This is a genomic window from Escherichia sp. KS167_9B, assembly GCF_030295215.1.
Classification (GTDB): Bacteria; Pseudomonadota; Gammaproteobacteria; order Enterobacterales; family Enterobacteriaceae; genus Escherichia; species Escherichia coli_F.
The window spans coordinates 1,890,994-1,903,317 of record NZ_AP025754.1; the positions used below are offsets into that span (position 1 = coordinate 1,890,994).

The 12,324-nt window shown below is 47.1% G+C and carries 6 protein-coding genes and 2 pseudogenes; all 8 read right to left on the bottom strand.

The window, feature by feature from the left end; translation table 11 throughout:
* Positions 1-348 (bottom strand): annotated as a pseudogene (locus QUE34_RS09510) (ABC transporter substrate-binding protein); the annotation flags it as partial.
* Positions 336-416: pseudogene (locus QUE34_RS28585) on the bottom strand (PAS domain S-box protein); the annotation flags it as partial. The pseudogenes QUE34_RS28585 and QUE34_RS09510, both read right to left, overlap by 13 nt.
* A 24-nt stretch (positions 417-440) precedes the next feature.
* Complete coding sequence (dosC, locus tag QUE34_RS09515) at positions 441-1,823, bottom strand: diguanylate cyclase DosC (RefSeq protein WP_000426274.1); 1,383 nt, start codon at positions 1,821-1,823, stop codon at positions 441-443.
* Between the two features lie 363 nt (positions 1,824-2,186).
* Positions 2,187-3,506, bottom strand: a complete 1,320-nt coding sequence (locus QUE34_RS09520) for a family 10 glycosylhydrolase (protein WP_077756956.1) — start codon at positions 3,504-3,506, stop codon at positions 2,187-2,189.
* Between the two features lie 130 nt (positions 3,507-3,636).
* Positions 3,637-5,172, bottom strand: a complete 1,536-nt coding sequence (gadC, locus tag QUE34_RS09525; protein WP_032303025.1) for an acid resistance gamma-aminobutyrate antiporter GadC — start codon at positions 5,170-5,172, stop codon at positions 3,637-3,639.
* Positions 5,173-5,327: 155 nt separating this feature from the next.
* Positions 5,328-6,728: a glutamate decarboxylase gene (gene gad / locus QUE34_RS09530; protein WP_000358943.1), complete on the bottom strand. Its 1,401-nt coding sequence runs from the start codon at positions 6,726-6,728 to the stop codon at positions 5,328-5,330.
* Positions 6,729-7,088: 360 nt separating this feature from the next.
* On the bottom strand, positions 7,089-9,872 hold the full coding sequence (locus QUE34_RS09535) for a M16 family metallopeptidase (protein ID WP_198600487.1): 2,784 nt from the start codon (positions 9,870-9,872) through the stop codon (positions 7,089-7,091).
* A 56-nt stretch (positions 9,873-9,928) separates the two neighbouring features.
* Positions 9,929-12,301 (bottom strand): TonB-dependent receptor plug domain-containing protein, encoded by a 2,373-nt coding sequence (locus tag QUE34_RS09540; protein ID WP_286338955.1) that lies wholly within the window; start codon positions 12,299-12,301, stop codon positions 9,929-9,931.
* Between the last annotated feature and the right edge of the window lie 23 nt (positions 12,302-12,324).

Genomic DNA, 12,324 nt, shown 5'->3' on the forward strand with positions numbered 1-12,324 from the left:
TTATTTACTCATGGTATTGATATTGAAGACCTGTTCCAGCATGGGATTGAACACAAAGCCTTTCACCTCTTTGTTCATCGCCAGTTGGTAGTTTTTCTGGAACAGGTACACATAAGCAGCGTCATCAATGACGATTTTCTGTGCCTGCTGGTAGTCCCGGGTACGCTGCGTCTGGTCGGTGGTCGCTAGCGCATTGCGCAGTAGCTTATCGACCTCACTGTTTTCATAGAACGAGCGGTTACCCGGCAGACCTTTTTTGTCGGACTCAAACCAGTAATTCATAAACATATACGGGTCGGCAAAATCCGGACTCCAGTTGCCAATCGCGATGTCGTAATCACCGCGCCCATCATATTTTGCTCAAGGGCGGGGAAAAAAATGCCATCGGCGGCATTATCCGCATCGGTTAGCTTCATGATTACCTCTGCATCCTGGCGCATCTAAAGACTGGCTTTCCAGAGTTCAACACGGTTTCTACCTCGTCTTTTGGCGATATACAGAGCTTCATCGGCTATTTGAATGAGGCGCTCATAGTCAGGATGACCATTAAACATGGCGGCACCGATGGAAAGTGAGAGGGCAATATCTTCGCCGTTTGCGGCTTTCAGTTTGGTTTTCTCCACCCGACTGCGAATACGTTCTGCGGTACGTAACGTTTCGTTTTCCGAAGCTTCAGTCAAAACAATGATAAATTCATCGCCCCCGTAGCGGAAAACATAATCACTACTGCGGACGTTGTCATAAAAGGCCTGAGAAACTTTACGCAGAATTTCATCGCCAGTGTTATGGCCCCACGTATCGTTGATCTCTTTGAATTTATCAACGTCAATAATCAGCACTGACAGGGGGGTTCCGGTCCGGTTGGCATGGGCAATTTCGCGTTTAAAGATGGTCGGCAGGAAGCGGCGGTTAAGTAATTTTGTCAGTACATCCATACCCACTTCGTGGCGAGATACTTCTTCAAATAATTCACGCAGCAAGGTAATAATTTGCGATACGGTATTTCTTATCTGTAATAAAAATCTCACCCGCAGAGTTTTGTTGCTCAAATTTTTTGTATTACGTATGGTTTGATTAAAAATACCGTCGAAATCCTGAATCAGGCGGGAGATATGACCCACTTCGGCAATGCCGCTAAAATAATGTCGACCTTTATGGTTAAACCACAGGCCAAAATCAGCCTGGCTTAAAGGCAAACTACTGCCTAAATCAGAATCCAGCAGAACTTTATAGATAATGTCAATTTCCCATGAAAGGATTGAGGCTATTTGCCGTTCTTTTTCTTCTTCGGCGTTTTCCAGTAACGAGAAGATACGATAGTTTTCATCTTCTTTTGAGGCACTACTGTCACTAAAGGTAAACGCGCGGGTCATGACTTCCATCGCGATATCAATACTGTTAATCGAGAAATGGTAGACCTGAAGTTTTTCTGCGGCAGAATAATCCGAAGAGAAAATCACCGGATAGAGGATTTTTTTCAGCACCCGAAACCCCATCTCGACAATTTCTACTGGAATGCCGATGCGGGCATGCACTTCTGCGACGGTATGCTGGATTTGTATTAGCCTTTCAACATCGTCAACCTGGGCAGAAAGCACATTAATAATCCAGCGTTCCATCGCACTTTTCAGCTGCCGCTCAACTTGTTCATTACTCAAGAATTCTTCGGCATGCGGGTCGATACGGACAATTCGGTAAAACTCAATGCTCAGGTAATGGGCATGCGCAACGGCAATTTCCGCGGCTTTAGCACGAATGAGCGGATCTGCTTGTTCGACAAGCCCGGTCCACTCATCTTTCATTCTTTTAAAATACATCTCCATAATTCACACCCTTATAAGGCTGAGAAAGCAGACGGAATCAAAAACGAAACGCAACGTGCGAGATCGACTAACTGCACATATTCTCCTGAAATATGAAGATATACTGAAAAGAAATAAGAGAGTTAGGACAGTTTCAATCTACGCTACTGTTCTTCAGAAGAGTATAGCCCATCGTAATTATTTTTCGGAAACAGCGAATACCGTAGGGTTTTCATATTCATACATTTTTATTAGGGGTTTTATGGCTATTAAACTAAGAGTGGTTAATTGCGTGGTTAATTTGGCTTAAATAAGCATGATTATTAGTGGGATATTTCAAGAGGATAACAAGCCGGTGAGTAAAGCACCGGCCATGTTACAAGTTTAACTGCCCCAACGACTTTGCAAATAGCTGACCGCTTGTTGAGTCTGAGGTTTGTTCAGATAGTCCTCACGGAACAAGATTGTGCCGCTAATTTCTGGCACGGCATCGTTAAGATCGAGTTGCTTTTTCAGTTCCGGTACGCCGCCGTTAATCATCCAGTCTGGCTCTATCTTTGAAGGTTCACCCACTTTATAGAAGGCGATACCGATATACAGGCGGGTCCTGGTCGGTTTAACGACATCCGCCCACCATTTTGCCAACACGTCATAACGCGCGGCACTCCGCGAGAATGGCCAGTAAATTTGGGGGGCAATGTAATCCAGCAATCCTTGTTCCACCCATCGGCGCGTGTCAGCGTAGGATTCGTCATAGGCTGCCGCGCCTCGGGTATCAGAACCGAGCGGATCGTGTGATCGGTTACGCCACACGCCTGCCGGGCTAACGCCAAATTCGACTTCCGGCTTAATGCTTTTAATGGTGTGCGATACCTTCGCAATTAACTGCTGAGTATTGTTGCGCCGCCAGTCTGCTTTTGACGCAAATGCGCCTCCGTATTTGCGGTACGTTTCGTTATCATTTAGCCGTGAAGCTGGTGACTCAGTATAAAAATAGTCGTCAAACTGCACGCCATCTACCGGATAGCGGGAAACCACTTCCGCGACTATTGATGTGATCCAGTCCTGAACCTCAGGGATGCCTGGGTCGAGGACAAACCGATCACCCGACGTTCTAATCCAGTCGCGGTGTTGCACATAGACGCTGGCCGGTTGTTGAGACAGGGTGCTATTCAGTTCCCTGATAGTACCAGGCTTTGTATTAACCGATACGCGGTAAGGGTTAAACCAGGCGTGTACTTTCATCCCACGCTTGTGGGCTTCGTCGAGCATAAATTGCAACGGATCGTAACCCGGGTTTTCGCCAATCTTACCGGTCATAAGATCGGACCACGGCAAAATTTTCGATGGCCATAGTGCGGTACCGTCCGGCTTGACCTGGAAAAAGACCGTGTTTATACCGAGACGTTGCAGATGATCGAGCTTGTCGATCATCGCCTGTTGTTGTACGCGGATCCGGCTGGTGGGGTTACTAATGTTAACCGAGGAAACCGGTGGCCAGTCGAGGCGAGACACTGTGGCCAGCCAGATGCCACGCATCGGTTGTGACGATTGTTGCGTCGTAGCTGGTGGCTTCGAACCTGTTGGTGGTGTCACCATTGACTCTGGGGGCGTGCTTTTGCAACTACACAGTAACAGTGCCAGTGCAACCAGTACCGCTGGTCTTCTAATTGCTAATTTCTCGTTTCGGGAGCAGATATCCATATATGCTGGTTTCCGGTAAACAGATGTGCGCTCATTCTCGTACTTATCCCGGTTAAGTCAATACGACAGCGAGCACGAAAAAGGGAGCGATGAATTATCGCTCCCTTGTCTTATAACCATTCAGACATGGTTAGTGTTTCTTGTCATTCATCACAATATAGTGTGGTGAACGTGCACGCGGGTGCAGGAAGAAGTGACCTTTTGGTGCGTTCTTACTGTTGATTGGCTCCAGAGTGACGCCGGTATTCGCTTTGCCTTTACGATCATGAACAGCATAGAGAATAAAGGGCAGGGCAAGTACCACCAGGAAACTAACGACCAGTAATTCAACATACATATCGGTAGAGTCACCCTGGATGTTATCCGGCGGCAGGAAGGAAACAATAAACGCCATAATTGAAGTCAGCAGACCGACAATTGCCACGACCAGTTTCACCCCTTTACCACCAGGGATATTAAATGTGCGTTTTAAGTCAGGATGTTTAAGAACCAACACAATGTAGCCAATAAACAGCATGAAATAAGCACACAGATAAATCACCACCGTCAGCGCCAGGGCGATCAGGAAGGACATATTGTTACCGCCACCAGTATTGGTGAGGATGATCAACGCGATAGTAGTAATCACCAACTGCGAAATAACCAGCGTTACCGGTACGCCATTTTTGTTCATTTTAGCGAACGCCGCTGGCAGCAGGTTTTTCTGCGCGGTGACATACATCCCGCGAGAAGGGCCAACAATCCAGGAAGCGATTTCCGCCAGAACACCCAGCAACAGCAGTGCGGAGATCACGCGAACCGTCCACTCAATTTCCGGTGCCACATGGGACATAAGAACGGTAAAGGTTTGCATTACCCCTGCGGAGAGGTTGATTTCATTACCCGGAATAACCATCGCAATAGACAAACCGCCAACAGAGCTTAAGCAGATTGCCGCCACCATCAGCAGTAACATCGCCAGCGGATAATCGCGACCGGGATTGCGCATTTCATTGACGTGGGTTGCGGAAGCTTCTACCCCCATATAACTCAAAATGAAGGCAACAAACACAACCAGGGTGCCGACTTTAGAGAAATCAGGGAAGAAGGTTTTCGCATCCATTTCGATAGCAACGGGAGCACCGGAGTGCAGATAAATAGCCGCTAATGCGATCAAAATAAATGCAGGTAACAGGATACCGGCGAAGAAGCCAACTTTAGCAATTCGCGCCGTGTATTTCGTGCCACCAAACTGTGTTAATGCCAGCGCCCAAAGAATGATGAGTGCTGCAATAGTTTTGGTAATGGGGTCTTCATTCAACGCTGGCCATTTCAAAATGTAGGAGAGTGCCCCTAACACGAAATAGAGCATTGGAATAAAACCGATGGCGATTTGCAGATAGCCAAATGAGATCGCTGCAAACCCCCATCTCGGCCCCAGAGTATTTGATACCCAGGCGAAGACGCCACCTTCTTCCCAGCCGTCGACGGTAGCCATTTCCGCAGCACAAAGTCCCACGGGAATAAACCATAAAATCCCGCCTAATAGCAGGAAGAAGACTAATGAAAAGCCCGATGTTGCGAAAGTAGGGTATTCATAAACAGCCATTACCATCGATGCCGTTATGGCAAAGAATCCGAGTAATGTGAGCTGCTTAGCTTTACCTGTCTGTACTGATGTAGCCATATTATCCCCCTAAAACGGTATTCCTGTCGGAACCGCACCTGTTTTGTTCTGAAGCGTATTCAGAACAATATTTTCCGTTGCTAATGCCAGTGAACAGACTTTGGAAATTGTCCCGAAACGGGTTCGTTTCGGGACACCGTTACCGTTAAACGTTATCAGGTATGTTTAAAGCTGTTCTGCTGGGCAATACCCTGCAGTTTCGGGTGGTCGCTGAGATATTTCAGGGAGGCTTTGTAGTCTTCCAGCAACAGTTCAGCAAAGTCCATTTCGAAGCCGCGACGACACATAATGCGCATCACCACGATGTCGGTGGCTTCACCGCCGAGAGTGAAGGCCGGAACCTGCCAGCCGCGCAGACGCAGACGTTCAGAGAGGTCGTACAGGGTGTATCCCGGATCTTCACCATCTTTCAGTTTGAAGCAAACCGCCGGGATGCCTTCGTCCGGGCGACCCGTACAGATGAACTCATACGGCCCCAGTTTGGCGATTTCATCCGCCAGATAAGCGGCAACCTGGTAGGAAGCGTTCTGTACTTTGGTATAGCCTTCACGACCGAGGCGCAGGAATTCATAGTATTGTGCAATCACCTGACCCGCCGGGCGGGAGAAGTTGATGGCGAAAGTCCCAATCTGACCGCCGAGGTAGTCAACGTTGAACACCAGTTCCTGCGGCAGCGCTTCTTCATCACGCCAGATAACCCAGCCGCAGCCCAGCGGAGCCAGACCGAATTTATGGCCTGAAGCACTGATCGATTTCACACGCGGCAGGCGGAAGTCCCAGACGATATCCGGGGCGACGAACGGTGCCAGGAAGCCACCGCTGGCGGCGTCGATGTGCATGTCGATGTCGATACCGGTGTCGGCCTGGAATTTATCCAGCGCATCGTGCAGCGGTTGCGGGAACTCATAGTTACCGGTGTAGGTCACGCCGAAAGTCGGCACCACGCCGATAGTGTTTTCGTCGCAGGCTTCAATCATGCGTTTCGGGTCCATAAACAACTGACCGGGGCGCATAGGGATTTCACGCAGTTCCACATCCCAGTAACGGGCGAATTTATGCCAGCAGATTTGTACCGGGCCGCACACCAGATTAGGTTTGTTAGTCGGCTTACCTGCAGCTTCCATACGCTTGCGCCAACGCCATTTCATCGCCATCCCGCCGAGCATACAGGCCTCGGAAGAACCAATGGTGTTGGTGCCAACGGCCTGACCATTTTTCGGTGCAGGCGCATGCCACAGATCGGCAACCATGTTTACGCAACGCAGATCGATTGCTGCAGATTGCGGATATTCTTCTTTGTCGATCCAGTTTTTGTTAATGGATAAATCCATCAACTTATGGACATTTTCGTCGTCCCAGGTCTGGCAGAAAGTGGCCAGGTTCTGACGAGCGTTGCCATCAAGATATAATTCGTCATTGATAATCTGGAATGCGACATCATCACGCATTTCGTGCAGCGGAAAACGTTTTGATTCTGCAATAGTGGAAATAGACTTCGCACCAAAACGTGAATCGAGTAATTCCGACCTTAAATCCGTTACTTGCTTCTTATCCATTTTAAACTCCTTAAAATGATTGGATCGCATTAAAAAAGTAGGATTTATCGATAAAGTAAGCAAGTGCAAAGGACTCGGGTTTAAATAACAAAATCCTAATGTTATTTATCATGAAATATTACGAGAATAATGTTTTTTCATTAAAAACAATATATTATTGAATTCTTGGGTGGTGGCAAGGTGTTTTATGTTGTTATTTTTATGCGCTTTCTATGTCTCCTGAATTATCGCGTAAAAATCAGGCATTAAAATATCATTATTAGCACTCGGCTATTATTTTGAACGCATTTATAAAATTATTACATAAAAATGGCGAATATTGCTAAAATCCCCGCCAACGAGGTGTTGACGGGGCTGTTATTATTTTGGCAATAATACTCCGGTATAGGTATTCACCGGATGAGAAAGATATTGTTTAACGGCAGTGTTAACATTCTCTACCGTCATTTGTTTCAATAATTGCTCCTGCTCAGTCCATGCTGCAGGATCGTCATATTGAATAAGACTATTTACAATGGTGTTCGCTAATTGTTGAACGCTACGCTGTTGGATATCGAGGCTGCGCTGAACGTTTTGCTGGTATTCGTTCAGTTCTTGCTCACTGATCCCTTTAGCCAGACGCTTAACCATCACTTCATTCGCTAACGTTAACAGTTCATCATGTCGTTCCGGTTGACAAGTAAAAGCCAGCAAATGACTGATGTCTTTGGCCTGAGGATCAACCGAGAGGCGAGAAGAAACGCTGTATGCCCCAGATGCCTGTTCACGAATATTAATGCGTAGATCTTTTGCCAGTGCGACGTTAAAAGCATCGAGCGCCATACGCGTCGCCAGGTTAACCGGTGTCCGGGAATCATAACGCTTCCACTGTGAAACCTGTGCCACAGGTTCATTTTGTTCTTTTACAGTAATCGATGCGTTGTCCGTCGCGCGAGTTAATGGTTTACCTGCGGCTAATGGCGAATCAGAGTGTTTGATTGATCCTAAGTAATGCGTAATTAACGGCAGAAGTTTGTCTTCTGCGACATTACTGACAACGACAAACGTGATATCCGCTGGAGATGAAAATAACTGGCGATCGGCAGCCAGCGCGTTTGCGGCGGTAAATTGTGCAATCTGTTTTTCTTGCAGTAATTTCGTACGGTCATCAGCATAGCGCTTCTCATACATCTGCTGGGCGAATTTCTCTGCTGGACGCTGGTCGAGCGTTTTCAACGCCTGAATTTGAGCATTTTGTAGCGATGCCCAAATATTGTCATTAATCGTGCTGTGAGTGATTCGCTGGTTAATCAACTGGAAACCAGGTTCAGGATTATTAGCCCGCGCGCTCACGGAGAGCAACGTATTCAGCCCACTGACTTTGCTGCTCATGGTTACCGAGTTTTCCGCACTCCAGCGTTTCAGGCTGGAAGAGGAGAGATCACCAACGCCGCTGCCACTCACCGCTTTATTTGCCAGCGCGATAAGTGATTTTTGCTCCGCAGGGAAACTTAAATCACCTTTATTAGATACGGCAATAATTTGTAGCTTTTGCTCTTCACCCGCTGATTTTGCCAGAATAACCCTGGCACCATTAGAAAGTGTTAATGATGTCAGATTCTCAGCCAGTGTTTCTTTACTGCTAATTTCCGCCTGTGGGTCAGCGTCTACTGTTAACGATAAATTTCTGCCTGGGAAGATGTAAGCCGCCAGCTTTTTGTTGGCGTACTCTTTTTCCAGCGCCAGGATAGCCGCAGGAGACAATGCTTTTTTGGCGGCAACTTCATTGTTTACCATTTGCTCCCAAAATGCGTCCTGGTTCTTTCTTAGCTGCTGCCATTTTTCCGCCAGACTTTGCACGGTAATTTGCGGCCACAGACGTTTCGAAAGTTGGTATGTCTCTTCCGGCGACAAGAACGGCGTATTATTTAACGAGCTGGACGCCAGGCGACTGGTCAGCATACGTAAATCGCGTTCAGCTTGCTGATCAACCGCATTTTTCAGCCAGGTTAGGCGGGTAGTTTTAACATCGTCGAGTTCTTCAGCAGAAAAACCATGTTGATCGAGGGTTGCCAACTCTGCCATTAATGCATTCGCAGCATCCTGCATATTATTGTCACGTGCATTTACACGGAAAAACAGCGACTGATAATCGGGTGCAATTTTAACGCTGCGCGCAGTGCCACCAGAAATAGTCTTCAACTCGCCCGACTGTATACGTTCCTGCAGACGTTGGTTGAACAGCTGAACCAACATGCTCCATTCAGCTTGTTCGATAAAGCTTTGCTCATCGTTCACTTGTACCATTGGCAGGCGATAATAGAGTGCGATGCCGTTCACCCGGTTTTCTTTATCATTGATGATATTAAAGCGCAGGTGGTTTTCGGCTTTTGTCGGCCAGACGCGATTTTCAGCTGCTTTGTTAGCCGGAAGCTTACTTAAATTATCCTTTATCAGCGCCAGCGCTTCTTTACTGTCGATATCGCCGACCACAATAAAGGTCATATTATTTGGTTGATACCAGCGTTGATAAAATTGGCGCAATTGTGCCGGTGTGACCGTGGCGACGGTATCCATCAGGCCGATAGGTTCACGGTCTAAATTACGGGTATTTGCCAGCAGGAAAGGGCGGCGCGCCTGAGAGGTGCGCCATTTCGCATCCTGATGGGCACGCCATTCCTCAGTAATTACGCCGCGTTCAGCGTCTACTTCGAGTTTTTCAAAGGTTGCGGCATTACTCCATTCACTGAAGATTGCCATCACTTGTTGCAGATTTTGTTTCTGCGTAGTCGGCAAACTCACCTGATACACTGTTTCGTCATAGCTGGTATAGGCATTAACATCGCGACCAAAACGCAGGCCCATTGACTCAAATGTTTCGATGACTTTATTACCCGGCCATGTTTTTGTGCCGTTAAACATCATATGTTCTACAAAATGAGCCACGCCGCGCTCATTGTCTTCTTCCTGCAATGAACCGGTATGAATTTGCAGCCATAAATTTACCTGATCCTTTGGTTGAGCATGCGGATAAATCAGATATCGCAAGCCATTGTCCAGTTGCCCGGTAATTAACTTTTCATCCTGCGGTAAGGCGGCGGCAATCAGTCGCCCGGGGAGCAACAGAGTTGCCACTAACGTCAGTAAGAAACAGAGGTTTCTCATAATTATCTCCATGCGAAAACCGGGCGAATTTACCCGGTTAAGTAAAATCCGAACTATTAAAATTTCATGCTGACATCAAGCCAGAAAGTACGGCCACTGGCGTAGGTCGCCACGCCGGTATTCGTTGTATCAACAGCGGTTTTGCTATCCAGTACATTGAGAATATCGGCACTGATCGTCAGGTTTTGTTGTTTCAGAAATTGTGGCGTCCAGGACAAGCGGGTGTCCCAGGTCAGGCTGCTATCCAGTTTTTCGTCAACATACTGCTTGTAATCTGAATATTCGCTGATGTATTGCGCATTCGTCTTACCCAGGATAATGCGAGCTTTACGCGCTTCTTGCCAGGTCAGCGTATTCGCCCACACCAACCCGCTCGGTTGATGCGTGAAATCCATGTTTAAGGAGATCTTTAGTGGATTATTAAAATCCGCCACTGGAACGCTATCGTAAGAGACCAGATTACCGTTATAAACCACCCGGTTATCACCGGTATTGCTCTCCTCATAACCATTGTTTAACGACAAGTTGCCCTTGCTCTTGATATAGCTAAAGACAATTTGTGGGTTAATATCTACCTGGCTGATATGCAGGGGTTCGGCCAGTTCAAAACTGAGGTTGAACGAATGCGTTTTGGTTTTACCGTCGTTGTTATATTCAGTAATGGTGGTTTTAGTCGCGCTGTCGGTACGACTGCTTTTGCTGATTTGATCATGCGCTACACGGTAAACATAGTTTGCGCGCGCAATAACGTTCTTACCGATTTTTTGCTGCAATCCCATTGCCAGTTCATCGTTATAAGGCGTTTTCAAATCCTGATAACGCGTCAGGGTTTTATTGCCTGATACCGATTCCGTCCAGCTATTGCGGATATCACGTAATCCCATATCAAGAATATTCCCGCCATAGTAACGGTTATAACCTGCGGTAATCATTGAGGTTTGATCAGCAAAAATATCCCATTCCGTCATAAAGCGCGGGGAGATATTGTGGTTTGACAGATAGTTATCATAGTCATACCGCACGCCGGGCATTAACGACACATTACGCCAGCTAATGCGATCCGCCATATACAGCGTGTAATTGTCTATTCCCAGGCTGCCTTTACCTTTATGGTAAATGGTATGGTTAGTTTTCTTTCCGGCAGCATTAATCACATAGGATTCAGACTGGTTATGGCGTTCAGTCCATGCATCGGAATAGATGTATTCCGCGCCGAAGTAGGGTTGATGCGAAACATTACCCACGGCGAATTTTTGCCAGTCAAGGCGTGTTTTGAAGGTGTAATTATCTACAGCCTGGGAAATGTGTCCTAATCCGCCACGGGTGCAACGCCCTGAAATATCGCCATATGTACATGAAAGTTCGGTGTACCAGATGTCATGATCGTGACGGGTATAATCACTAATATGATCCCAACCAACGGTGGTACGCAGTTTGGCCCATGCGAGCTGGGTATCCATATCCCATGCCAGACCATAGGATTTATTACCCATTTCGCGATCAGACTCCGGGAAGGTGCTGGTATTATAATCACGGCTGGAGCCGGTATATTTTAAGGTTAAATCGTGGGTAAAGCGGTCGCTGGCAAACCAGGTAAATTTGCTCAATGCAGTATCGATAACGTTTTTATACTGTGCCCTGCCGGCGACAATGCCGTCATTCGAAACATAATCCGCGCGGATGATATCAGACTGGCGGCGCGATAAACCGGCGGTAACGCCGAAGTTATCAGCGAGTTCCTGATTAAACGCCAAAGTATAAAAGTTCTTTTTAAAATCTGGAGAGTAATAAGTACTTCCTGAAGAACCTTGGTTAAATGCGCTCTTGTTATTCTCATCGATATGCGATGTTAACCAGTTTGAACGCGTAGTGCGATAACCCAGTTTCACGCTGCTATCATCAGCATTGAAGCGTTTGATCTTTGCATCAATTACCCCGCCATTGAAGCGACCGAATTCAACCGGCACAAAACTGTCATAAAGCGTCACATTGTCGAGTAAGCTGACATCAAGATAATAGCCCTGTGACATCCCGCTAATATTGGTTGCACTACTGGCATCGGACTCATTCGCTGGGTTCAGGTTATTAGTTGCACTAATACCGTCAATCAAATAGGCATTCTGGTAGGGCGACGCACCGTGAATAGAGATTTTCTCCGGGCGAATATCTCCCTGGTTCAACGAGGTACTTTGCGTTGAATCCATGCGCACCGCAGGGTTGGTTCTCAGCAGATCGCTGATATTGCCATTCCCGGTCGGTAAACGCTCGATGCTTTCACTGGTGTAATGCGTGTTGCCGTTTACGGGTACAGGGACAGGAGCATAGACCGTCATCTCTTCAAAAACATGCATGTACATGTTTTTGTCATCGACGGCCTGCGCCACATCAGCGCCACATAAAATGACGCCAGGAATAAGAACTCGCTTCATTTATTTTTATCTCCGTACAGCAG

Coding starts and splice junctions, on each gene's coding strand:
- dosC (WP_000426274.1), bottom strand. CDS start 1,823: ATGGAGATGTATTTTAAAAGAATGAAAGATGAGTGGACCGGGCTTGTC.
- QUE34_RS09520 (WP_077756956.1), bottom strand. CDS start 3,506: ATGGATATCTGCTCCCGAAACGAGAAATTAGCAATTAGAAGACCAGCG.
- gadC (WP_032303025.1), bottom strand. CDS start 5,172: ATGGCTACATCAGTACAGACAGGTAAAGCTAAGCAGCTCACATTACTC.
- gad (WP_000358943.1), bottom strand. CDS start 6,728: ATGGATAAGAAGCAAGTAACGGATTTAAGGTCGGAATTACTCGATTCA.
- QUE34_RS09535 (WP_198600487.1), bottom strand. CDS start 9,872: ATGAGAAACCTCTGTTTCTTACTGACGTTAGTGGCAACTCTGTTGCTC.
- QUE34_RS09540 (WP_286338955.1), bottom strand. CDS start 12,301: ATGAAGCGAGTTCTTATTCCTGGCGTCATTTTATGTGGCGCTGATGTG.